This window comes from Sorangium sp. So ce385 (assembly GCF_051474135.1).
Taxonomy (GTDB): domain Bacteria; phylum Myxococcota_A; class Polyangia; order Polyangiales; family Polyangiaceae; genus Sorangium; species Sorangium cellulosum_D.
Genome location: NZ_CP150337.1, coordinates 413,729 through 437,491, shown reverse-complemented (window position 1 = coordinate 437,491; position 23,763 = coordinate 413,729). Strand labels below are relative to the sequence as shown.

The window sequence follows — 23,763 nt, the reverse complement described above, 5'->3', positions numbered from 1 at the left end:
ATAGCCATCCGGAGCTCGACACCGACAGCTCCGCTGCAGAAGCGCCGCGAGAGCCCATGCGCATCGACACAACGCAGGAGAGAAGGACAAGGATTGTCCCATAGAATCGATAAACGCCCACCAAACCCGACAAGGTGAATACCATGAAAATTTCCATCATCATGCTTGCCGCGTGCTCCGTTCTTGCCGGCTGTCTCGGTGACGCGACCGACGCCGATGTTCAGGAGACCGACAGCGACCAGGCCGCGCTCATCGATACGGCAGGTCAGCTGAAGTCCGCTGCCGGGGCCTGCCTCGGCGTCGATCCGACGGACTCGAGCGGGGCCGTCAAGGTCGTCAGCTGCACCCCCAGCGCGACGTCCGCGCCCGACTGGATCTTCCACCGGGACGGGGCCGCCGTCATCATCGAGAACGCCGTGACCCACAAGTGCATCGACGCCCTGGATTCGGGCGTGGCCTCTGGCACGCCGCTGGTTCAGGAGGATTGCCGGCTCGACGGCGGCTTCTTCGACAGCCAGAGGTTCCACACGCAGAACCGAGGCGGCGGCAACTACAGGCTGGCGCCCATGCACGCGCGCGACCCCTTCCCCGGCATGTGCATGACCATCCCGGGCGGCGCCACCACCGCGGGGGTGGAGGCCGAGCTGCAAGCGTGCGGCAACGTCAGCGCAGCCCAGTATTTCAAGGTCCCGCAGTGACGTCGGCGGCCGCTTGACGAGCCGGCGCGCCGCGCCCCGCGAGCGGCAGCATCCCGCGGCGGGCGCGGCGCGCTCGCGGCTCTCTCTGCCGGTCGCTTCCGGCTGCCGCGGAAAAAGACCGATGGCGAGCGAGCTCAGCGGCCCGGCGGCGCGAGGATCACCGCCGTCCTCCCGGAGCTCGGAACGAAGGGCCGAGCGAGGGGTATGATGCCGGGACATCATGAAGATCGCCGTTTACGGTCTCGGAGCCATCGGCGGGCTGCTCGGCGCCCGGCTGGCCGCGGTCGGCTGCGACGTCAGCGCCGTCGCGCGCGGAGAGAACCTCGCCGCCGTGCAGCGACGCGGGTTGTTGCTGCAAACCCAGGGAGAGACCACCCGCGTGCCGATCCGCGCTGCGCCGGATCCGGCCGCGCTCGGCGCGCAGGACGTCGTGATCATCGCGGTCAAGGCCACCGCGCTGACCGACGTCGCTGCGCGGATCGCGCCGCTGCTCCGCCCGGACACGATCGTCGTCCCCGCGATGAACGGCGTGCCGTGGTGGTTCTTCGCGCCCGAGAACGTGCCCTATGCCGGCGCCCGGCTCCGGTCGCTCGACCCGGGCGGCGTCCTGCCGCGCGCCATCCCGCTCCGCCAGGTGATCGGCTGCGTCGTGCATCTGTCGGGCTCCAGCCCGGAGCCTGGGCTCGTGCGCGTCGGCCTCGGCAATCGCCTGCTCCTCGGCGAGCCGGCCGGCGGACGCTCGGACCGCGTCGCCGCGCTGGTCACGCTGCTGCAGCGCGCCGGCTTCGACGCCGAGGCGAGCGCCGATATCCGGACGGACATCTGGTACAAGCTGTGGGGCAACATGACGATGAACCCGGTGTCGGTGCTCACCGGCGCGACGTGCGACCGCATCCTCGATGATCCGCTGGTGCGCGGCTTCTGTCTCAAGGCGATGGAGGAAGCGGCGGCGATCGGCGCGAGGATCGGTTGCCCCATCGCGCAGAGCGGAGAAGACCGGATGGAGGTCACGCGCAAGCTCGGCGCGTTCAAGACATCGATGCTGCAGGACGCGGAGGCCGGCAAGCCGCTGGAGATCGACGCGCTGGTGACCGTGGTGCATGAGATCGGCAAGCTGACCGGCGTGCCCACGCCGACCATCGACGGCTTGCTCGGGCTGGTGCGCCTGTGCGGCCGCACGCGCGGCCTCGTCGCCGAATAATCCTTGAGCGAAGCCCGCTCGTTCCCGGCGCGCCGCCGCGCTACCCGAGCAGCGCGCGGCGGCACGGCTCGACCACCTCGGCGAGCGCCTGCCGCCGCAGCGCGCCCATCATCTCGCGCGACAGCAGGCCGTGCTCGGGGGCGACGGCGCCCGGCGCGACGTCCGGATCGGCGCTCATCCGCGCGACGGCGCGCTCGAAGGCGCTCGCCGCCACCGCCCGCAGCTCGTCGCCGGCGCCGCGCAGCAGCCAGGCGAGCGCGCGCCACCCCAGCTCCGCGTGCCGCCCCTCGTCCTCCGCGATGCGCGCGTACGTCCCGGCGAGCGCCGGATCGCGCACGAGCCCGGCGAGCGCGCGCGCCTCGGCGGCGCCGACCGTCTCGCCGACGCACGCCTCCTCGACCAGCGCCGCCACGATCGCCGCGGCCGAGGTGGCCGGGGCGACGCCGGTCACGTCGAGCGGCCCCGGGCCGAGCGCGGCGCCGGCGTACGCGCTCGCGAGCGTGTACGCGGCGCGCGCGTGGGCGACCTCGTCCATCGCCGCCTGCTGCGCGCCGGCGAGCAGGGCCGGCGGCGCGCCGAGCGCGAGCAGCTCCAGCGAGAACCGCGCGAAGCTCGCGATCGACGCGTGCTCGAGCGCGGCGACGTCGCGCCAGTGCGCGGCGAGCGCGGCGCGCACGTCGCCGCGGAGCCCCGCGGTCTCGGGGGTGAGCGAGGCAGAGGTCCAGTCGGAGCGCGCCGCGCCGCCGGCGGTGCGCGCTCGGCCCTCGACGGCCAGCGGCCGGCCGATGGCGCAGCTCGGCGGCTCGCACGCCCACGCGCCCTCGCCGTCAGGCGCAACGCACTGCTCGTCTCCGGCCCTGCAGTCGGCCGCGGTGCGGCAGGCGTCGCCGGGGGCGCGGCAGGCGAGATCCAGCTCGTATCCGCACCCGTCGTCGTACAAGGAGACGCCGCACTCGCCGCTCGCGCAATCGCCGTTGGTGCGGCAGCTCGCGGACACGCACGTCGGAAACAGAGCACCGCTCGGCAAGACGCCGGGGCACACGCAGGCCTCGCCGGGGTCGCAGTCCTGGTCCGTGGCGCAGGGATACACGCAGCCGCAGTGCCACACCGGGCCGTCGAAGTTGTCGACACGATACGATCCGCATTTCCCCCCGGGCTTCTGCGCGCAGTCAGCGTCGGTCTTGCACGAGATCTCGTCCTCGACGCCCTGGCACGCCGGCAACGAGCTCTCGCAGGCGACGGCCTCGACGCGGTGAATCGTGCCATCAGGGCACCTGGCATAGCCGCTGTACGCCCCGTTCGGCTGGGGCAGCGGCACCGCGCCGTCGCACGGGACCGAGGGGTCCGCCGTGCCGGTCGAGCTGGTCGCGCCGCCGCCTTCGCCGCCGCCGCTCGCGGGGTCCACCGTGACGTGGCCGCCGCACGCGGACGCCGTGAGGCCCAGGGCGGCCCAGATCGAGGCGCGCAACGGCGCGAACGCGGCGACGAGAAAACCACGATGAATCGAGCTTGGCTTAAGCATGAATGACCTTCTTGTGCGGGTTCGCCGTGAGCGTGAGGGCCGTGAGCGCCGGGCGGTCGCGGTTTGCCGGTGCCCGACCCTGGCTCGACCCATGGCCCCCCACACCGCGTCGATGCACGCCGGATGCCACCAAGGATGACGCCGCTCCGTGAGCACCTGAACAGCCGCGTCGTGCCCGTCCGCGCGCATCGGCTCCTCGACGACCAGCCCATCGAAGAGCTGCTCGTCGCGCCGCCGCCGTCCTGCGCGGCGATGCGCTTTCGGGATCGCCCGGCTACGAGCCGTGCGCGGAGGCGAGCTTTGCGAGCGTCGCTCCGTCGGCCTCTCCCGTCACCGGCAGGCCGTGGTCGCTCTGGAAGTCTTCCAGCGCGATCCGGAGGAGGCCCTCCTCCCGGCCCTGCTCTTCGGTCTCCAGATAACCGAGGCTCACGAGCCGCACCAGCGGCCCTTCCGCCGTATCGAGGGGCGGAAGATGGCCGAGCGAGAGCGCCATCTCTTCCTGGTCCTCGCCGGTGCCCAGGAGGAGCCGTCCCCTCGCCGCGGCGGGTGAGATGGGCACGACGATGAAGCCGTCGCCGTCCGTCTCGCCCTCGAACGTGGCGCCGTCGATCTCGAGCACGTAGGGGACGCCGGCGCGCGGCTCGGACTTCGCGTCCAGGAACCGGAGCCGCAGCTCTTCGGGCACGCCGCGGCGCCGGAACGTGTGACGAGCGCCCGTGGGCCGCGCTTCGAGCTTCAAGCGCTTGTCGGGGATGAAGACGACGTCTTCGGTCGGCGAGAGGGCGCTGGGGTTCGACCGCTTCTCGCGGAGGGCCGCGTTCTCGGGCAGGTTCCAGAGCGTATCGGGGTAGAACCCATAACGAAAAGCGATGCTCGACAGACACTCGCCTGGCCTCACGACGTGCTTGAAGCCCATCACGAATTCTCCTTGTCCTTCGAGCCCGTCTCCCCCTCGCCTCTCGAGACCACCTTCGAATTGTCGTTCGATCGGAGGAGCCGCGCCTGGAACTCGCCGACCTCGACGTATGGAATCGGCTCGAAGCGGCTCTCCTCGTCCCTCGGCTTGATCGAGCCGTACGTCTCGTCCTCGTCCTCCAGATCGAGATCGCCGAGGACGTAATTGAGGAGGTGCAGGTAGCGGTTGGCCTTGTGGACGCGGTTGCAAAGCTCCATGTCCTCGCCGACGAGCTTCTCGAAGCCTTCGGGCTTCCCCGCCACCCAGCAATCGAGGAGATACCCCCGGGCTCGTCGATCCCACGGAGCTTCGGACTCCGGACCCCTGTCGATCCACCCGAGGCCCACCTGGCGGAGATCTTCGTCCGACGGCTCCTTTTCATCGAGCTCCATGCTCGTCGGGCCGACGTTCTTCGCCTTCTTGTTCTTCTTCTCCGCCTTCACGGGGGCGGGGCCGAGCTCGAGCACGGCCCTCAGCCCCGCGTCGATGGGATCGGCCTTCAATCGAGCGATCATGAAGTTCTTGAGCCGCTCGTCGGTCGGACGTCGGACGTCGTGGCAGTACGAGAGCCACAGCAGCAGGGACTCGCCGGTCAGCCCCTTGGACTCCCTGGCGAACGCTTCATAGTCCGCTTCCGGCACCTTGGGCGCGAGATCCGACAGATCGGGATCCTTGAGCACGCACGAGAGGAGGACACAGAAGCTCTTGAGGCATACGGTCCAGTCGTCGCTCTTCCCTTTGCGCTGCTTCGCGAGCGCGCAGAGGTCGGCCAGCGACTGGCTGATCCCTCGAACCGCGTCCCTCCGCATGCACGCCACCTTCTCGCAGGCTTCCTCGATCTTCGACCTGAAGTTCTTCGGTAATTTTTGGACCTCGAACCGGCGCCAGGATTGGGGGCGGTCCCCGGTGCAGAGGAGGGCGCCCACCGGGCAATGATCGCTGATGTCCGACCACCAGTTCAACGCGCGATGGTCGAAGTCGAGCGGCAGGAGGCCGCCGCCCGGGGCGACGATCCCCGCCTGCCGGAAGGCGAACGTCCTCGAGTGCGCGAAGAAGTCCGCGCGCTTGTTGAGGACGACGACCCTCCGCTCCCCCGACTTCCCGTCCTCCTGCTTCGCGACGATCATCCGGGTCGTGCGGTCCTGGATGTTCTGGGCGTTCCCCTTCAAACGGGTCTGGTTCGTCGCCGAGACCGAGATCGCGAGGTCGAGGTTCGCCTTGGCCAGATGGGACTCGAAGAGCTGGCTCTTGCAATGGTTCAGCTTGGTCGACTTGACCACCGTCGATTCGGGATCGAGGTAGTAGTCGCCGGCGAGCACCCAGTGCCCGCCCGCCTTGCCGACATAGGCGAACATCCCTTCGAGCTGCTCGTACTCTCCCTGCCGCTTGAGCCCGTGTCCAGCGGGTGTCGTGTGGACGACGCCGACGGAGACCTTCTCGCCCTTCGGCTCGAGGAGCTCCAGGTCGTGTACGACGACGGGCCGGCAGTAGGCTGGCCAGAAGCGCGTTTGCAGGTAGGCGACGAGCTGCCCTTCGGGCTGGGCGTCGAGCTGCCGGCACGCCTTCTCGTAGTTCTTGAACTGGCGAACGAGCTTCTTGTCCGGCTTGGCCGTTTTGTTCGTCTTCTTGTAATCGGCGATCACCTTCTTCAAGGCGTCCGCGGGCTTCATCTGCACGAGCAACAGCTGGACCTCGGGGTGCTGGTCGAGCGTGAAGACCCATTTGCGGACCCAGGGCGCGCCTCTGGAGCGAGCGGTGCTCTTGATCGAGCGGACGTAGGTGCCGGCGTTGGTCCGCACGGGCGCCCCTCCGTTCCTGTTGAGCTGCAGGTTCAGCTCCTTCAGCAGCGCCACGGGCAGGTGGACGGAGCCGTCCTTCGATGGTTTCTTCTGAGGGAGCCTCTCCACGACGGGCAGGGACTCTTCGGCTGGGATCTCGCACAGCTTGAGGGCGCAGGGTTTCTTTGCCCAGTAATGGACCTTGGGCGCCAGGCGCTCGCCGTCGTAGGACGCCCAGGCGTCGTCTTCGCGAGCCTTCCTGAACATGCGGGATCGCACGACGACGGGGTAGTACTCCGGCTGGCCGAGCCGCACGCTCTTCCAGGTCTTGAACCACCCCATGTCCACTTCCACCTCGCGGAGCTTCACGCCCTCGCCCTCGCCGGTCACGCGGACCTTGAGGTCCTTCCCCCAGATGGACCATGTCTCCTCTCTCACGGCGCCGCGATCGTAGGACTCGGGGGCGTCCTCTTCGGGGGAGCCGTCGTCGTCTTCGCCCTCGTTGTCCGTCTCGTCGTCCTCGCCCTTCGTGCTCCCCTCGTCGTCCTCCTCGTCGTCGACCTCGATCTCGGGGCCGACCGCGGAGAACGATCGCATGAGCGGGCCGAAGCGGCACTCGAGGCCCCTCTCCTCCAGCGTGGCCACGAACGCGTCTTTCTCGAGCACGTCTCTCCCGGCGAGGTTCACCTCCTGGAGGGCCAGGACGTCGATCCAGAGGTGGCGCATGAAGATCCAGGCGATGGTGCTGGTCTTCTCCTCCGCCTGGTTGATGTGGTTGAGGTTCCACGTCGCCACGCCGAGGCTGAGGGGAGCGAGCTTTCGCGTGTTGTCGGACAGCTTCTTCGGGTGCCCTCTGCCCGCCTTGGCGACCTTGAGCAGCTTGGGATCCGGCTTGAATCTCTTGTTCGGATCGAAGGTCGCCCCCTCCTTGGCGCGCGGCCTCTTGCTCTTGCTGGAGGGCGGGTCCTCCTTGGTCGGGGTCTCCGTGCTCGTCGAATCGAACTTGATCGACCAGGAGCTCCAATCGAGCCATTGCTCCTGCACGTTCGGCACCTGCGGGTACAGCCACGAAGAGCCGAAGTCGAACCCGACGAGGCGTTCACTCTCGTGCATGTGACGCTCGTGCGCGTTCCGCGCGCAGCCCGGGTTGGTGCAGGCGAAGCAGCGACGGCATTGGGTCCGCCCCTGGCAAGAGAAGCAGCCGTAGAACGCGGTGAGCGTCTCGCACTTGGGGCACAGCGGCTCGTCGATGACGTTCATGGCAATCCTATCGCTCCGATGTTGCTCACGATGGGTTCACGGGATCACAGAACGCTGACGCGATCGCAGGACCGCGCTTCTCTCGACCGAGGCTCGACGTCGCGAATCCTCCTGACAGATACTGGCGTTTTGGACGTTGCTCGCTGCTGGCGCGCTCAGGCCTGCTTGCTCCCCTCCTCCACCGCCTTTCGGATCCCCCGCAGCATCTCCAGCACGGCGTCCGCCCCGCCCCACGGGTATGCCATCCGCAGCGTCCCCTCGAGCAGCGCGTCGAGCGACGCGCCGCCGGCCCCGGCCGGTCCGGCGCCCGCCTGCGCCCCGGCCGAATGGGCGAGCTTGGAGACGAGCGACGGGATCCGCTCGATGCCGAGGAGATCCCACGGGTGCGGGAGGCCGCGCTCCAGGCACCACGCGTCGTACTGCTTGGCCAGCGCGAACTCGGGCAGCTCCCAGTGCTCCATGTCCCAGATCGCGCAGTAATCGCCGGCCGGGGTGGAGCGGTAGAAGACCTCCGATCGCATGTGGCGCGCCGCCTGGGACGCGGCGCCGGCGTAGCCCCCGCCCGGCGCCGGCGCCGGCCCGCCCGCGGGGACGCCCGACGTCGCCGGCGCCCCGGCAGGCGCGCCTGGCGTGGCCGGCGCCCCCGCCGCGGCCCCCGTCGCGGGCGCCTTCACGAGCCGCAGGTGGTCGAGGATCGCGTTGACGGCGTGGCGCCCGGACTCGTTCGCCGCCTCCATGGTCGACATGCGGGTGAAGGTCTTCAGGTACACACCGGCGAAGACCAGCTTGCCCCAGTGCACGAGATAGCCGCCGTGGGGCGCCTGCCACAGCGCCGCGTCCGGCGCCTTCGCCGGCGGCGGGCTCACCACCCGCGGGGTCGGATCCCACGGCGGCGGGCCGGGGCGGCGCTGGAAATCGGCCTTGATCGGCACGAGGTACGGGACCCGCGCGCGCGTGAACACGCCGCGATCGTCGAACTCGAGGTACTCGTCGAGGTAAAACCAGGTCGGCGCCGGAGGATCGTAGATCGGCGCCTCGGCCGTCGCGCCCGCCGGGCGCATCTCGGCCACGATCTGCGCGAAGACCTGCTCGGCGATCTCCACCGGGCCGCACTCGGCCGCGCTCCTCCCGGCCGCCGCGCCCTCCCGCGCCCGGGTGTTCCAGTCGCAGAGATCGATGCTGAGCAGCGAGACGAACCCGTCGCGCTCGAGCGTGGGGCGGCGCCGCCAGAACTGCGCGCTGTTGATCGAGGTCAATCCCCAGGGCGCCTGGCTGTAATAGACATATCCATTGTTGATCTTCAGCTCCTGGGTAAAGAAGAACTGGAGACCCGACATCGTCTGGAAGCGATCCCAGGCCGTCACCCCGAACGCGTGCCCCGCGCCGGCCGCCGGCCGCGGCGACCCCTCGCCCTCCTCGGGCGGCGCCGGCCGGACCTTCGTGGTGAAGCCGCCGAGATCCCTCGGGACGCCCGCGGCGACCCCGGCCCGGCGCAGCGGCTCGGTGACCGCCTCCGCCGAGCACGCGTCGGTGGCGACCACGTGGTAATCGGCGCCCCGGAGGGCCTCGGCGAGCTCCCGCTCGCGCGGCGTGAGGTCGTCCCCCTCGGCCCGCTCCCCGGTGGCGAGGCGGATCAGGAAGCCGTGGGGCACGATCTCGCCGCCCTCGAGCTCGAGGCGCTCCAGCCCGCCGAGGATGAACTGCACCCCGAGGCGGCGCTCCAGGTAGGCCCTCCAGGGATCGAGCCACGCCTCGCTCGTCGGGCCGCTCAGCGTGCCGTCGACCTTGGGCAGCGTGCGGACCCAGTTGTAAAAGAGCTGCACGTACGTGTTCCCGCACGTCCGCGCGTCGCCCCACACCGCGTCGAACGAGGCGAGGACGCGCGATTGCGTCTTGGCGTCCCGCTCGAAGCGCTCGCTGTAATGGTAGAGCCGGGCGCCGGTCGCGGGATCGTACCCCTCGAGGTACTCCCACCACGAGATGCGCTCCATCTCCAGCGCCCGCCGCCCGGCGGAGGTGCACATGTACCGCAGGACGCGCAGCATGAGCTGCGTGAGATCCGCCGCCGTGTAGCCCATGGTGCGGAGCGCCGCGAGGCGCTCGGCGCGCTCGTGATCCGAGCCGGGCGGCGAGCGCGGCATGATGAGCGGGCTGAGCCCGCCGCTGACGATGCCCTGGTTCGGGGTGGGCACCACGTTGTCGTAAACGGTCCTGCCGCTCTCGTTCCCGTCCTCGTCGAGGAGCGGGATCCGGCGCATCGTGTCGAAGACGTGGTTGTAATACGAGGGGAAGAAGCGAAAGCCGTGCTCGCCCGGGAGCACCGTGAAGCAGACCTCGACGACGGCCCAGCGGTTGTGGTCCGGCGCCGCGCCGTCCGAGCGCCGCGGCGCCCGCTCGCCCTGCCTGCTGGCCGCGATCGTGCACGCGGCGCCGCCCGCGGCGGCGGCGATCAGCGCGCGCGCCGCCTCGGCCCGCTCGACGCAGAGCTCGCGGTGCTCCTCGGGGTTGGTCAGCGGCCGCGAGCCGGGGCCGGGCGGCGGCGCGTCGTCGTGGGCGTCGGCGTAGCCGGTGATCTCCAGCCGGAAGTCGACGTCCTTGCCGCGGAGGTAGGCGAGCAGGGCGCGCACGCGCGCCTCGACGTCGGCGCGCGTCTCGCCGCCGGGCGCGTCGTGGCGCCCGCGCGCGAACGGGACGTGGATGGGGACGAGGCGCAGGTCGCGCGCCTCGGCGACGGCGCTCATCCCGTCGACGTCGCTGCGGCAGAACCGCGCCGACCAGGGCCCCTCGGCCCCGACCGGCCGCGCCTGCCGGCCGATCGCGTACTGCGTCCGCGCCACGCCGCCCATGGCGATCCGGCGACGGCCGTGCCGGTCGAGGCAGGTGTCCTGCTCGATGACGCGCACCACGAAGCCTCGCTCCGCGAGCTCGTGCGCGACCGTCAGCCCGGCGATCCCGGCGCCGAAGACGTTCACGGTGGGCCGCCGGCCCGCATCGCTCCCGCCGCTCATCAGAACGCCGCCTTTCCGCCGCCGTGGAGGTACGCGCCGGGCTCGTCCGCGAGCGCGCCGGCGCCGCGTCCCGGCCCCACGCGGAGCTCGACGCGGCCCCGCTTGGTGGACGCGCACTCGAGCAGGAACTGGCTGTCGGGGACGTCGGGCGTGGGCGTCAGGCACAGGGAGTGGACGCGCCAGACGGCCTCGATCTCGGCCGCGGCCGGGCCGCCGCGCAGCGAGCCGAGGAGCCGGGCGATCGAGAGCCCCTCGGCCTCCATCGAGAGCCACGCCGAGCGGTAGAGGAGCTCCCCGTCCGACCTGCGCCGGAGGATCAGCCGAGCGCGCCCGCGCGGGCGAAGGTCGGAGCGCACGGCGCCGAGATCGGGCAGGAGCCCGACGCCGCAGAAGCGGAGCGACTCGGTCTCGGTCTCGAGCGGGTCGGGGAAGCGCGTCCACAGCGCCCCCTCGACGAGCGCCTCGGGCTCGGCGGGATCGTCCTGCCGCACCTCGTCCAGGCCGGGGGTGCCCCAGAGCTGCAGCGCGCGCTGCTCGCCGTCGTCGTGCTTGCGGAGGACCAGCGCGACGCGCCCCGCGCCGGCCGCCGAGCCCGCCCAGAAGAGGCAGGCGCCCGGCGCGACGCGATCCCAGAGGGCGCCGCCCCACTCCCGGAAGGGGAGGAGCAGCTCCGGCGCGTCGGCCGGCGCGATGGCCTCGCCGAGCTCCCGGCAGCGCTCGAGGCCCACGAGGCCGCGCCCGATGTCGCCGTGCCTGCCGCCGTCCCAGCCGCCCACGCACAGGGCCGCCGTCACCGCGTCCTCGGACAGCGCCGCGAGCGGCACCCGGCCCTCGATGAACAGCGCCCGGGCGATCGCCGGCCGCCCCTCGGCGTAGACGCGGGCAGGGTCCGCGATCGGGACGCCCGTCAGGTGCTCGGCGACGGCGCGCGCCCACGCCTCGCCCGCGGACGCGTCGAAGCGGCGGTAGGCGCCGTGCTCGAAGGCGCGGGCGAGGCGGCCGCCGTCCCGCGCCCGGTCGAGGAGGAGGCCGGCGATCGCCTGGGGGTCGTCCGGCGCGCCGCCCTCGTCCGGGAAGAGGTCCGGATCGTTGAACGCGCGGCGGAGCCTGGGCGGCTCGAGGTCGGCCGCGAAGCTGGCCGCCCGCGCCTTCACGCCGTCGCTCCGGAAGGCGCCGAGCGCCCGCTCCAGCGCGGGAGGAGCGGGCGCCCCCGGGCGCGGCGCGGGCGCGGCCTCCGGCGCGCGCCCCTCGCCGCCGTCGAAGAGGTGCACGGGCGCCGGCACGGGCCTACGGCGCGGATCGGTGTGTCGCTGCTGCATGGGTCCTTCCTTCCGGTGAGAGATCGAGCCCCGGCGCCACGGCCGCCGCGAGCGCCCGCGGCCGCACCACCCCCTGCCCCGCCATCCACGCCTCGGCGCGCCGGACCTGCGCGGCCCCGGCGCTGCCCCCCGCGAGCTGCCCCAGCGCGAGCCGCGCCGCCTCGCGGTGCAGCGCCATCTCCAGCCGATCGAACTCCGCGATCGCGGCCTCGAGCGCGCGCGCCGCCTTGCCGGCGCGCCCCTCTACGCGCGCGATCCCGGCGCGGAGCAGCTGCCCGATCGGCGCGCCGGCCGCGAGCGGATCCCGCTCGATGCGGCGGATCTGCGCGCGCGCGTCGTCGAGCAGCGCCCGCTCGGTCCACCCCGCGAGGGCGCCGGCCGGGCGCGAGCGCGTGGCCGCCGCCGCGAGCGCGGCGCGCGCCCGCGTCCAGCGCAGCTCGAGGCCCGTCCCGCGCAGCGGCAGCAGGAACGACGCTTCGAGGCGCGGCCAGTGATCGAGCACCGCCGCCCACGCCGCCCACGGGTCGCCCCGGTAGAGCGCCGCGTAGCCCGACGCGATCATGGCGGCGTACTCCTGGCGCCGGTAGCCGTGCTCGGGCCAGCGGCGCGACCGCGACGCCTGGCGGCCGAGCGCCGCCGCCGCGCTGGCCTGCGCCTCGTCGCCGCGATCGGCGGCGAGCCACGCGAGCATCGGCTCGCCCACGTGCGCCTCGCAGAGCGCGTGCATGTCGCCGCGGCGGCGCGCGTCGCCCGCGAGCTCCGACAGGCGCGGGAGCAGCTCGCGCAGCTCGCCGAGCCAGGCCAGGGCGAAGTGGTGGAAGATCGCCACGGTGACGCGCTCCCACGCCGTGCCGGGGCAGCGCTCGCGGAAGAGCGTGTCCGCGCGCCGGCACGCCTCCGCCGTCCTCCGCCACTCCCCGCGGGTGAACGCCACGTTGGCGAGGGTCAGCTCGCGCCACGCCTGGTCGTAGGGATCCCGCGTGCGGGCCACGAGCGCGCTCACCTGCTCGAGCAGCGCCTCGACGCTGCGGTCGAGCAGGGCGCCGCCGAGGTGCGACTCCATCGAGGCCTCGTACGCGAGCGCGCGGCAGACGGTGGAGGCGTCGCCGACCTTCAGCACCCGCCGGAGGTGCTGCATCCGGAAGGCGTCGGCGAGGTGGGGGCTCAGCATCGACATGCTCGTCGAGGCGGTCCACAGCGCGTCGAGCCGCGGGCGCTCCGCGGCCGGCAGCGCCGCGGGGAAGGCCCGCCGCCGCGCGTCGAAGCGCCCGAGCAGGAAGGCGAGGCGCCGCCACGACGCGGCGGCGAGCGCGCCGGCGAACGAGCCCGGGATCGGCACGCGGAGCGCCTCCAGCGTGCTCCGCATCCCGCGCCACCCCGCGTCGATGAACCCCGCCTTGAGGTGCTGCTCGGCCGCGCGCCGCCGCAGCGCCAGCACCCGCTCCGCCGCGGGCGGGCCGCCGACGTGCGCGGCGGCCTCGAGGTAACGCTCCGCCGCCTCGGGCGCGCGGCCCAGGTTCACGAGCGCGTCGCCGAGCTTCTCGAGGATGTCCGCGCGCCCGGCCGCGTCGCCCGAGAGCGCGAGCCCCTTCTCGTAGAGGACGGCGGCGTGCTCGAAGGCGAGCGCGGCCGCCGCGCGGTCGGCGGCGCGGAGCGCGTGCTCCCCTGCCCTCCGCGGCTCGCCCGCGCCCTCCCAGTGGTACGCGAGCGCCTCGGGGTCGCGCGCCCCCTGCGCCTCGAGCGCCTCCGCGATGGCGCGGTGCCTGCCGGCGCGCGGCTCGGCCGGCAGGGCCGCGAGGAGCGCCTCGCGGATCCGGTCGTGGTAGATCGCCACGCCGCTCGCGCCGTCGCCCGCGATCTCGCGCAGGAGGTTCGCGTCGCGGAGCCGGGCGACGAGGGGCCGCTGCCGCTCGTCGAGCCCCGCGGCCGCGAGCGCGACGCCGCGCTCGAGCGGCTTGCCCGCGACGGCGGCGATCTCGAGGAGGCGCTGCGACCCGGGGTCGAGCGCGCGGACGCGCGCCATCACGAGCGCCGCCACGTCGAGGGGCGCGCGCTCGTCCCCGGCGCCGCCCTCGGCGGCGCGCGCGCCGAGGTAGCGCGCCAGCTCGGCCGCGATGAACGGGTTGCCCTCGGCCTGCGCGACGACGGCGTCGATCTGCCCCGCGCGCCGGGCGCCGTCCGCGCCGAGGATCGCCCGCGCGAGCGCCGCGACGTCGTCCACGGCGAGCGCGCCGAGCTCGATCGTTCGCGTCGCCCCGCCGCCGCCCTCGGCGCCCTCGAGCAGGTGCCGCAGGAGCGGGCTCCGCTGCCGCTCGTCGCTGCGGTACGTGAGCAGGAGCAGGAGCGGCGGCGCCGGCGCGCGGGTGAGCTGGTCGAGCAGCGGCGCCGAGTCGACGTCGCCCCACTGCACGTCGTCGAGCCACAGCACGAGGAGGCGCGTCGCCGCGAGGCGGTCCAGGAGGTCGCGCAGGGCCGCGGCGCCCTGCTGCTGGAGGGCGATCGGGTCGGGCTGGGCGGCGGGCTCGGGGCCGGCGAGGAACGCGGGGAACTGCGCGAGCACGGGGAAGAGCTGGGTCAGCGCGCGGGCCCCGGCGGGCACGAGGGCCGAGAGCGCCTCGGCGGAGAGCGTCTCGAGGTGGGCGGCGAGGCCGTCGATCGCCGCGTCGAGCGCCTTGTAGGGCAGGCTCTCCGCCGGGTGGCAGCGCCCCTGCAGCACGAGGAGGTCGCCCGCGCGCCGCTGGACCTCGAGGAGCTCGCGCACCATCGCCGATTTGCCGATCCCCGAGGGGCCGTGGACGTGCACCGTGATCTGCCGCCGCGCTCCGGCGACCTCGTCGAGCGCCCGCGCGATCGCCGCCATCTCGGCGGCCCGCCCGACGAACGGCGGCCCCGGCGCGGCCTCCGCGGCGCGGGCGGCCGCGGCGCCGCCCTGCTCTCGCGCGAGCACGGCGAGGCACGCCTCCGCGCCCGGGCGCCGCTCGGGATCCGCGGCGAGGAGGGCCATCGCGAGCTCGAGGAGGTCCTCGGGCGCGTCGGGGGCGAGGGCGAGCGCGGGCTTCGGCGCGTAGTGGACCTTCTGGTAGAGGATCATGTCCACCGCCCCGCGGAACGGGAGCACGCCGGTGAGCGCCTCGTAGAGGATGACCCCGACCGCGTAGAGGTCCGCCGCCCGCGTGATCGAGCCGCGGAGGACCTGCTCGGGCGCCATGTACGCCGGGGTGCCGGCGATCTCGCCCGGCGGACGCTCGCTCGCGCCGCGGAACGCCGTGACCAGCCCGAAGTCGAGGAGCGTGATCCGATCGCCCGCGGAGACGAGGACGTTCGCGGGCTTGACGTCGCGGTGGACGCGGCCGGACGCGTGCAGGGCGTGCAGCCCCCGGACGAGCCCGGCGAGCCCTTCGCGCAGGCGCGCCCAGGCGTGCTCGGGGACGGGCCCCGCGAACGGCGCGCCGCGCGCGTCGTCCAGCGCGCCGGGCGCCGGCGGCGCGCCCGCCGCGCTCGACGAAGGGCGCGGCGCGAGCGGCGGCGTCTTCCCCGCCGCGCTGGCGGTCGTCTCGCCGCCGGGCGCGGGGGTGGCCGGGGTCAGGGTCATGGTGGCCGTCGCGCGCTCGGCGGTCGGCGCCTGGACGGCGGCCCCGGGGATGCCGAGATCGTCGCGGATCCAGCGGAGCAGGTCCTTCCCCTCGACGAGCTCCATCGTGAAGAAGCAGCGCTCGTCGTCGACGAAGAGCTCGTGCAGCTGGAGGAGGTTCGGGTGCGTCACGCCGGCGAGCGCGCGGAACTCGCTCTTCAGGCGGAGCACCTGCTCCGGCCCCGGCTGGTGCATCATCTTGAGCGCCACGTCCTGGCCGAGCTCGCGGTCGTGGACGCGGTAGACGGTCCCCATCCCGCCGTGGCCGAGGTGGGCTCGGAGCTCGAAACGCCCGGTGCCCAGGAACGAGGCGCTCTTGCTCGTCATCCGCGGGTCGGAGAGTATAGAGGAGAAGCGGACGTCCACGCAGTCGCGCGGGCAGGGTGGCAGGAAAATCGATGGTCGCGCCGAGCCTAGAGCGGCACCTCTTGAACCACAGCCTGGCGATGGCGCTCCTCTCGTGGAACCTGCACGTGTTCCAGCCGGCGCTGGCGCTCCGCCGGCTGGGCCTCTACCGGCCGGCGACGCTCGGCGAGCGGCCGGAGGCCGGCGCGCCGCGGGGCGGCGGGCCGGAGCTCTCGCTGCGTCACGCGCAGCCGGTGCTGCTGCCCGGCGAGCCGGAGGGCTACGAGAGCGTGCGGGCGTTCGACGACGTGGCCCACCTGTACGAGGCCGTGGTGCGGCCGTTCTCGGATCCCATCGTGGACGAGACGGTGGCGCTGATGCGGCCCTACCTCGCGCCGAGCGCCCGGATCCTCGATCCGTCCGCCGGGACGGGGCAGGCGGCGATCCGGCTGTCGCGGCTCGTGCCGGAGGGGGAGGTCGTCGCGGCCGATCTGTCGCGGGGGATGCTCGAGCAGGCCCACGAGGGCGCGCGGCGCGCGGGCTGCGGCAACATGGCGTTCTTCCAGGCCGACGTGGCGCGGCCGCCGGCGGCGTTCGCGGGGTACTTCGACGCGATCGTCTGCTGCCTGTCGTTCCACCACTATCCGGACGGCGCGGCCGCCGCCCGGGCGTTCCGCGGCGCGCTCGCGCCCGGCGGGAAGGCGTTCGTCGCCGACGCCGGCCCGGCGTGGTTCGTCGAGCTGGCGCGCCCGATCTCGATGCTCGCCGATCCCGGCTTCGTCCGGCACCGGACGGGCGAGGAGTTCCAGCGCCTCTTCCTCGAGGCGGGCTTCTCGTCGGTCTTCTGGATCGAGGCGCTGCCGGGGATCGGCGTCACCATCGCGTCCGCGTAGCCGCGGCGAGCGCCTCGCCTCGGAAGGCCCGCGTCAGCGCGCCGCCGCCGCGCCTGCGCCCGGCCGGGCGTCGCGCTCGGACGGCGGCACGCGCGCCGGGCGCCGGCGCGCGTGCCTGGTCCTCCGGATCACCACGCGATCGTCAGGGACGCGGGCTGGCTGGTGTGCGCGCCGTTCGACGCCGTCACCTGATAGACGCCGAACGGATACTCCTCCTCGATCAGGATCCTGCGCTTGTTGATCTGGGAGATGGGGGCCAGCACGTCGATGCCGTTCCCGGTGATGCGCACGGTCGTCAAGCCCGGGACGAAGTTGTCGCCGATGACGTAGATGGGATACCAGACGGGCATGTCGGTCCGGTCCGACGCGAACCGCAGGATGCTCGGCGGCAGGTTCGGGTTGGGCGCGGGCTCGGGGGGGCAGGTGGTGACCCACGGCGGGCAGTCGCCGAGGGAGCGGTACGGATCGCGCCCGAGCAGCTCCTGAACGCGCCATTCGGAGACCAGCCGCAGGCGGATCCCTTCGTAATCGGACGCCATGCTGGGGAGCGACGGCGCCGCGGGCACCGCGTCGAAGCAGCCGTTCCCTTCGGCGTGGTCGCGGCACACCGCCGTCGCGAACGAGCCGGGGGCGAAGCGAGAGATCCACTGCGCGATCGGGAGAGGCCCCGCCGGCTCGATGGCGGGGTCGAGGATCATGAGCTGTCCGCCGACCCGGACCACGGGCGCGACGTGGTGGCTCCACGACACCTCTCCGTCCGGCTCGTTCTCGGTCTGCAAGGTCAGATTCCCGGTCACCCTGGCATACCAGGGCGTCGGGTAATTCGCCTCGTGGAGGAAGTAGGTCGCCGCCGGGGCCCGCTCCTCGCAACCGTTCTCGGGGTCGAGCCAGGGGATCCGCCGCGGAAAGCCGGGCTGGGACGGCACGGTGAGCTCCTCGAACCGCGTGTCGCGGATCAGGGCGAACCCGGCGCTCAGCTGCGCCTCGGTCCAGCTGGGCACGCAGTCGACCGGCACGTTCGCGAGCGGGCCCTTCAGCTCGTTGTACGAGTGTGCACCGTCCAGCAGCGGGCAACTCCCGCTTCCCTCGAGCGGCGCCGTCCCGTCGGATCGCTCGATGTCGAGATCCGGCGCGGCATCGGCGCCTTCGTCGCCGCCGCAGGCCACGGGGGCGAGGGCCATTGCCGCGACACAGAACAATTTCGTCAAGGCAAGATACGACGGTCTCATCGATTCATTCTCCCTGCATGCGCGACACGAACCGCCACGAGAGCCTGGCTCCCCTGGGGGACAGGACGGTTATCCGGGTGAATGCGGGCAACCTCGGTCGTCCTTCGCGCGAATCGCCCCGACCGCGTCGTTTTCCTGCTGCGCGCGCCCCTCGGCCGCGACGATCGACGCCGATCGGGCGAGCTCGCTCGAACACGCGTGGTCGAGCTCGCTCCAGCGCGGCTGCCCGGGTCAGCGGTCGAGCGCGTCGACGTGCGGAGAGAGCACCTCGGCGATCCAGCTCATCACCGCGCGCACGCGGCGCGGCACGCTCCTGCCGTGCGTGTGGAGGAGCGAGACCGGCATGGGCGCGCAGGTGAAGGCGGGCAGGACCTCGACGAGCGCGCCTGCGGCGAGGCTGCTTCCGATCCTCCCCGCCCGCGGCGCCTGGATGATGCCGAGCCCCGCCGCGCACGCCGCGAGGTAGGCGTCGGCGCTGTTGACCGTCACCACGCTGCGCATCGGCCGCTCGCGATACCCGCCCTCGTGAGGATACTCGAACGACGGCGCGTCGGCGCCGAGCGTCGACGCGTAATGGACGACGAGGTGCCGATCGAGATCCTCGAGCCGGCGAGGCGTACCGTGCTCGCGCAAGTACGACGGGCTCGCGCAGTTCGCCATCCGCAGGGCGCCGAGCCTGCGGCCGACGAGCCCCGGGTCTCCCGGGGCGCCGATGCGCAGGACGCAGTCGAAGCCCTCGCGGAGCGGCTCGACGCGCCGATCGGTCGTGCTGAGGAGCACCTCGAGCCCCGGGTGGCGCGCGAGCAGCTCGGGCAGGCGCGGGATGATGACGTCGCACGCGAAGCGCACCGGCAGATCGATCCGCACGCGCCCGCGCAGGGCCCTCGCCGCCTGGAACATCGCGCCGACCTCGTCGGCCTCGAGCGCGAGGCGCCGCGCCCGCGGGAGGAGCTCCTCGCCGTCGGGCGTGAGGCGCACGACGCGGGTCGAGCGCTGGAGGAGCCGGGTGCCGAGCTCGGCCTCGAGGGCCGAGAGCCGCAGCGACACGCGCGCCTTGGGCATGCCGAGGTGCTCGCCCGCGCGCGTGAAGCTCCCGAGCTCGGCCACCTTCACGAAGATCTTCAGCGATTCGAGGTCGACGCTCATTGTTTCGGCTGGCGAAACAGTGTGTCGGAACCCCGGGCCTTTCTCAACCGGGATCGGGTCGCTATTCACTACCGCAGACAGCGGCGAGCGGCCGCGTCTCCACCGAAAGGACCCGACCATGAGCACATCGAAGCAGAGCCCCGTCGCCCTCGTCACTGGCGGGAGCCGCGGGCTGGGAAAGAGCATGGCGCTCCACCTCGCCGATCGCGGCGTGGGCGTCATCGTCACCTACCGCGGCGGCGCGGCCGAGGCGGCGGACGTGGTGAAGCAGATCGAGGCCAAGGGGGGCAAGGCGGCGGCCCTCGCGCTCGACGTCGCCGACACGCGCGGCTTCGGCGCGTTCGCCGAGGCGGTGAAGGCGGAGCTCGCCGGCCGCTTCGGGCGCGATCGCCTCGATGTCCTGGTGAACAACGCCGGCATCGGCGTCCACGCGAGCTTCGCCGAGACGACGGAGGAGCAGTTCGACGCGCTCGTGAGCGTCCACCTGAAGGGGACGTTCTTCCTCACGCAGAAGCTCCTGCCGCTCATCGCGGACGGGGGGCGGATCCTCAACGTCTCGTCGGGGCTCGCGCGGTTCACCTTCCCCGGGTACGCCGCTTACGCCGCGATGAAGGGCGGCGTGGAGGTGCTCACCCGCTACCTGGCGAAGGAGCTCGGGCCGCGGAAGATCTCGGTCAACGTGCTCGCCCCGGGCGCGATCGAGACCGACTTCGGCGGCGGCGCCGTGCGCGACAACGCCGAGCTGAACAAGATGATCGCCGCCCAGACCGCCCTCGGCCGGGTCGGCCTCCCCGACGACATCGGCGGCGTGGTCGCCGTGCTCCTCTCGCCCGAGAGCCACTGGATCACCGGCCAGCGCATCGAGGCGTCCGGCGGCATGATGCTCTAAGGCGCGCCCTGGAGGGGCGGCGGGAGGCGCCGCCCCTTCAGGAAATCCGGCGCGGACGCGCCTTCGCGCCCCTCTCGGCGCGCGCGCCCATCTCGGCGCGCGCGCCCGCGCACGGCGCGGCGCTCGCCGGGGGGGCTTCGGGCGCGGCCGGGCGCTGCATGCGGGCGATCTCCTCGGCCATCAGCGAGGTCGCCTGCTCGAAGAAGTCGCAGATGAGCCGCAGCTCGTCGAGCGAGTAGCGCGAGCAGAGCACCGCCCAGCGCTCGCGGAACGGCGCGAAGAGCGCGCCGATCTCGGCGTAACGCTCGACCACCGGCTCGACCACCAGCTGCCGCCTGTCGCTCGGGTGCTTCACGCGGCGCACGAACCCCGCCGCCTCCAGCCGATCGAGCACCCCCGTCACCCCGCCCGACGTCAGCCCGGTGAGCTGCACCAGGTCGCCCGGCGTGACCGGCCCCGCCTCCGCCGCCCGCCGGAGGACGTCGAGGTACTTGTGGTCCGTGCCCTTCAGCCCGAGGCGCTCGGCGATCGCCTGGTGAAGGAGCACCGACTGCGTGCTCAGCTCGCGGCCCAGCCGGTCGCCCAGGCTGTCGATCAGCTCGCTCACCTCCTTCGCGCTCGCCCGTCTCGCGGCCATCGCCTCTCGCCTCGTCCCGCCGGCACTCTACCCGAGCCGCCGCCGGCTTGACAATCCACGCTAACTATCTTACTTACTAAGAGAGTTACTTGACAAGGAGAGCTCCCATGGATCGTTCGACCGACGAGGCGGCCATTCGGCGTCTGTTCGAGGCCCTGTGCGAGGCGTGGGCGCGCGAGGGCGCGAGCGCCGTCGACGCGTTGTACACCCCCGACTCCGACTACGTGACGTTCGACGGCTCGTGGCTGCGCGGCCGCGAGGCGAACCGCCGGGTGCACGAGGAGCTCTTCGCCGGCGTGCTCGCCGGCACGCGCCTGGTCGGCGAGATCGAGAGCGTGCGCTTCCTCGGCCCGGATGCGGCCGTGGTCGTCAGCACCGGCGCGGTGCTGTGGCCCTGGCAGAAGGCGGCGCCCCCGAGCCGGCGGTCGCGGCAGACGCTGGTGGTGGTGCGGGGCGACGACGGGCGCTGGCGGGTGTCCTCGTTCCAGAACACCCGGGTGCGGCCCCTGCCCCCGTCCGACAGCCTGTCCATGCGCCTCTTCGCGGCCGTGATGCGCTGGCGCCTCGCCCTTTGGCGACGGCGCCACCCCGAGGCCCTCGCGGCCTGAGCGCCCGGCGAAGCGCCCCACCGCGCGCGGCATGACGCGCGCCGTCTACGCGCCCTGCAACGCCGGCATGACCCGCGCCGCGAACAGCGCCATCGCGCGCATGACCTCGGCGTGCGGCAGCACCTCGCCGAAGTTGAACCAGGCGATGATACGCCCCATGCCGAAGCGCGCGGCCAGCGCGCGCAGGCGCTCCACGCACCCCTCCGGCGTGTCGAAGACGCCCATCGACGCGTCGAGGCTCGCGAGCGTGGTGGCGCGCATCCCGGCGAGGAGCGCCTGCAAGCGCTCGCGCTCCGCCGGCACGGAGGCCGACGCCACCTGCGGCGCGAGCGCCGACGACACCATCGCGACGTAGCTCGCGACGCCCGGGGCGAGCTGGCGCTCGATCGCGGCGCGGTCCTCGGCCACGAAGAGCGGCATCACCACGGAGATGTCGTCCGGCGCCGGCGGCGCGTGGCCCGCTTCGCGGCGCGCCTCGCGGTACGCACCCAGGAGCCCCTCCAGCTTGGGGAACGGCGTCACGTGCGAGGCCGTCAAGACCGGCAGCCCCATCCTCCCGGCGAACACCGCGGTCTCCATCGAGTTGGCCGCCACGCGCACCGTCGGGCCTCGCGCCTGCACCGGGCGCGGCACGATCTGCACGCCGGCGACGTCGAAGTGCCGCCCCCGGAACGAGACGCGCTCCTCGCGAAAGGCCCGCAGCAGCAGCGCCACGCCCTCCTCGAAGCGCGCGCGGCTCTCGGCGATGGGCACGCCGAAGCCCGCGAAGTGCGCCGGGTGCACGCCGCGGCCCACGCCCGCTTCCACGCGCCCTTCGCTGAGCACGTCCAGCGTCGCCAGCTCCTCGGCCGCGCGCAGCGGGTGGGTCAACGGCAGCTGCACGATGCCCGTGCCGAGCCGCAGGCGGCTCGTGCGCGACGCGACCGCCGCGAGAAACAGCGTCGGGCACGAGAGCACCGACACGCGCGGATCGAAGTGGTGCTCGACCGGCCAGATCGACTCGTATCCCAGCTCGTCCGCGGCCAGGGACGAGGCGAACGTGTCCCGATAGCGCTGGTGCACGTCCTGGCCCTCGGCGCAGGAGACCAGCTGATAGATGCCGAACCTCATGCCCGGCCCTCGTGCAAGGACAGGGCCGCTGCTCGCCCTCCTGAAGCCCGGGCGTCGTGACGCGTCGTGCGTAGGTGCGTGCACGCTGCACGGAAAGGGGGCGCCTGTCCTCCGACCGGGAGCGCGCAGGCTGAACGGGCGAGCGGCGCGGCCCGGCGAGCAGCGCTCTCGCAGATCCAGCGCTTGCGCGATCGCGCAAGCGCGCAAGCGCGCAGCGACCGCCCGCCCCCCCGCCGTCCGTGGACATGCCGAACCGATTCCGCCGCAGCGCCGGCTGGTCCGCAGATTGCTCGATGCGGCGCGGGCATCCAGCCCGTGAATGCGACAGGAGGGCGGCGCTGCGTGGTCTACGGCTCTCCCTGCTCGCCTGATAAGTGAGGTGCCATGAGCCTGCTCGCAACGGCGTTACAGATCGCTTCCTTGCTGTTCAACGTCACCCCCCCGAGCGGTTCGCCGCCGGCCAACGACCGTTCCGGCGAGCGCGGCCGCGGCGACGCCATCGGGGTGAGCGACGACGCTTCCCGGAGGGACGGGCCGAGCCTCGCCGATTGCCGCGGGCCGATCGCCTACACGTTCGGCACCGCATTGGCGGACACGCGCTGCGCGGGCCCCGACATCGTGATTTTCGCGGACTCGGAAGTGGAGGCGCTGGGCTGCGCCGCCGCGAGCGCGCTTCGCCGTGGCGTTCGGCTCGCCGCGGCGGGGACGGCGCGATCGTACGCGATCTGCGTCACCGGAACGTTCGGGAGGTCGACCCATCACGTCACGGCGTACTCTCGCGCAGACGCCGAGACGTGCGCGCGCTCCTATGTGTGCGGGGCCTTCGGCGACTGCACCGCCGCCCCGAACGCGTGCCGGTGACGCCTCCTCGCTGGATAGCCGCGGCGGGAGCGAGGTCGGCGGAAGGGGCTGCCCGCCGGGGTCGATGGCGTGACGAGCGCCTGCGGGCGAGGGCGTCGACGCGGCTGCTTGCAGGCGCGGCCGCAGGTTGGTAGTGCCGGGCCATCATGAGCGTGAAGCGGCTGTTTCCCATGCTCTCGACGGAGAGCCTGGACCGGGCCATCAAATTTTACGGCACGCTCCTCGGCGGCGTGGAGACGTACCGCTTCCCCGACGCAGGGCCCGCGGCGTTCGTCGCGCTGCGGCTCGGCGAATCCGAGATCGGCCTGGGCGCGCTCGGGGATGGCCCTGCCCTGCACGGGCAGCCGCAGCGACCGGCCTCGGGGCACCGCATCGAGCTCTGCGTCTATGTCGACGACGTCGACGCGACGGTGGAGCGGCTGCGGGCGGCCGGCGTGCCCGTCGTGCTCGAGCCGGTCGATCAGCCCTGGGGCGAGCGCATCGCCTACGTCGCCGATCCCGACGGCAACCTGGTGATGCTGACGCGGTGACGCCTGCCGGCGCCCGCGCTGCCCCCTTGCGGTGAGCTGACGGGCCCCGTGAGCCGCTCTGGCGTCCTCCGGGCGGCTCGCCGTCGTCGCTGCTCCCGCCGCCGGGCGCCGCGCCCGGCCGCGAGCGAGCGCGGCAGCTCGCT

At 73.1% G+C, this 23,763-nt stretch carries 17 protein-coding genes; 7 read left to right on the top strand and 10 right to left on the bottom strand.

Annotated elements, in window-relative coordinates:
- Window positions 1–143: 143 nt before the first annotated feature.
- Together WME83_RS01725 and WME83_RS01720 are read left to right on the top strand one after the other, a co-directional pair.
- Window positions 144–698 carry an RICIN domain-containing protein gene (locus WME83_RS01725; protein WP_437317516.1) on the top strand — a complete coding sequence of 185 codons (555 nt, stop codon included), beginning with the start codon at window positions 144–146 and terminating at the stop codon, window positions 696–698.
- Window positions 699–918: 220 nt separating this feature from the next.
- Window positions 919–1,899: a 2-dehydropantoate 2-reductase gene (locus WME83_RS01720; RefSeq protein WP_437317515.1), complete on the top strand. Its 981-nt coding sequence runs from the start codon at window positions 919–921 to the stop codon at window positions 1,897–1,899.
- Window positions 1,900–1,939: 40 nt separating this feature from the next.
- Here WME83_RS01720 and WME83_RS01715 read toward each other — a convergent pair whose 3' ends face one another.
- From WME83_RS01715 to WME83_RS01690, 6 genes are all read right to left on the bottom strand, one after another.
- Entirely contained in the window at window positions 1,940–3,421 is a 1,482-nt protein-coding gene (locus WME83_RS01715; protein WP_437317514.1) for a ferritin-like domain-containing protein, read from the bottom strand.
- 274 nt (window positions 3,422–3,695) lie between these two features.
- Window positions 3,696–4,337: a peptidoglycan-binding protein gene (locus WME83_RS01710; RefSeq protein WP_437317513.1), complete on the bottom strand. Its 642-nt coding sequence runs from the start codon at window positions 4,335–4,337 to the stop codon at window positions 3,696–3,698.
- Complete coding sequence (locus tag WME83_RS01705; RefSeq protein ID WP_437317512.1) at window positions 4,337–7,414, bottom strand: hypothetical protein; 3,078 nt, start codon at window positions 7,412–7,414, stop codon at window positions 4,337–4,339. The genes WME83_RS01710 and WME83_RS01705 overlap by 1 nt, the downstream gene beginning before the upstream one ends.
- 155 nt (window positions 7,415–7,569) lie before the next feature.
- Window positions 7,570–10,422 carry an NAD(P)-binding protein gene (locus tag WME83_RS01700; protein WP_437317511.1) on the bottom strand — a complete coding sequence of 951 codons (2,853 nt, stop codon included), beginning with the start codon at window positions 10,420–10,422 and terminating at the stop codon, window positions 7,570–7,572.
- Window positions 10,422–11,741, bottom strand: a complete 1,320-nt coding sequence (locus WME83_RS01695) for a hypothetical protein (RefSeq protein WP_437317510.1) — start codon at window positions 11,739–11,741, stop codon at window positions 10,422–10,424. Before WME83_RS01695 ends, WME83_RS01700 begins: the two co-directional genes overlap by 1 nt.
- The gene (locus WME83_RS01690; protein ID WP_437317509.1) at window positions 11,710–15,699 is read right to left on the bottom strand and encodes a serine/threonine-protein kinase; all 3,990 of its coding nucleotides are present in this window, start codon (window positions 15,697–15,699) and stop codon (window positions 11,710–11,712) included. Before WME83_RS01690 ends, WME83_RS01695 begins: the two co-directional genes overlap by 32 nt.
- Before the next feature lie 71 nt (window positions 15,700–15,770).
- On the opposite strand from WME83_RS01690, the gene WME83_RS01685 reads away from it, so the two are divergent.
- Window positions 15,771–16,610 carry a class I SAM-dependent methyltransferase gene (locus tag WME83_RS01685; RefSeq protein ID WP_437317508.1) on the top strand — a complete coding sequence of 280 codons (840 nt, stop codon included), beginning with the start codon at window positions 15,771–15,773 and terminating at the stop codon, window positions 16,608–16,610.
- A 128-nt stretch (window positions 16,611–16,738) separates the two neighbouring features.
- Here WME83_RS01685 and WME83_RS01680 read toward each other — a convergent pair whose 3' ends face one another.
- Together WME83_RS01680 and WME83_RS01675 are read right to left on the bottom strand one after the other, a co-directional pair.
- The gene (locus WME83_RS01680) at window positions 16,739–17,791 is read right to left on the bottom strand and encodes a protein-glutamine glutaminase family protein (RefSeq protein WP_437317507.1); all 1,053 of its coding nucleotides are present in this window, start codon (window positions 17,789–17,791) and stop codon (window positions 16,739–16,741) included.
- A 279-nt stretch (window positions 17,792–18,070) separates the two neighbouring features.
- Complete coding sequence (locus tag WME83_RS01675; protein ID WP_437317506.1) at window positions 18,071–18,985, bottom strand: LysR family transcriptional regulator; 915 nt, start codon at window positions 18,983–18,985, stop codon at window positions 18,071–18,073.
- A 118-nt stretch (window positions 18,986–19,103) separates the two neighbouring features.
- Between WME83_RS01675 and WME83_RS01670 the strand changes: the two genes are divergently transcribed.
- The gene (locus WME83_RS01670) at window positions 19,104–19,874 is read left to right on the top strand and encodes an SDR family NAD(P)-dependent oxidoreductase (protein ID WP_437317505.1); all 771 of its coding nucleotides are present in this window, start codon (window positions 19,104–19,106) and stop codon (window positions 19,872–19,874) included.
- A 37-nt stretch (window positions 19,875–19,911) separates the two neighbouring features.
- Here the strand turns inward: WME83_RS01670 and WME83_RS01665 are convergent, their stop codons facing one another.
- Window positions 19,912–20,511 carry a MarR family winged helix-turn-helix transcriptional regulator gene (locus WME83_RS01665; RefSeq protein WP_437317504.1) on the bottom strand — a complete coding sequence of 200 codons (600 nt, stop codon included), beginning with the start codon at window positions 20,509–20,511 and terminating at the stop codon, window positions 19,912–19,914.
- Between the two features lie 107 nt (window positions 20,512–20,618).
- Here WME83_RS01665 and WME83_RS01660 point away from each other — a divergent pair, with 107 nt between their 5' ends.
- Window positions 20,619–21,119, top strand: coding sequence for an SgcJ/EcaC family oxidoreductase (locus WME83_RS01660; RefSeq protein ID WP_437317503.1), 501 nt, complete (start codon window positions 20,619–20,621; stop codon window positions 21,117–21,119).
- A gap of 45 nt (window positions 21,120–21,164) precedes the next feature.
- Here the strand turns inward: WME83_RS01660 and WME83_RS01655 are convergent, their stop codons facing one another.
- Entirely contained in the window at window positions 21,165–22,229 is a 1,065-nt protein-coding gene (locus WME83_RS01655; protein WP_437317502.1) for an LLM class flavin-dependent oxidoreductase, read from the bottom strand.
- A 384-nt stretch (window positions 22,230–22,613) separates the two neighbouring features.
- Here WME83_RS01655 and WME83_RS01650 point away from each other — a divergent pair, with 384 nt between their 5' ends.
- Both WME83_RS01650 and WME83_RS01645 read left to right on the top strand, forming a co-directional pair.
- Window positions 22,614–23,090: a hypothetical protein gene (locus tag WME83_RS01650; RefSeq protein ID WP_437317501.1), complete on the top strand. Its 477-nt coding sequence runs from the start codon at window positions 22,614–22,616 to the stop codon at window positions 23,088–23,090.
- A 146-nt stretch (window positions 23,091–23,236) separates the two neighbouring features.
- Window positions 23,237–23,620, top strand: a complete 384-nt coding sequence (locus WME83_RS01645) for a VOC family protein (protein ID WP_437317500.1) — start codon at window positions 23,237–23,239, stop codon at window positions 23,618–23,620.
- Window positions 23,621–23,763: the final 143 nt, after the last annotated feature.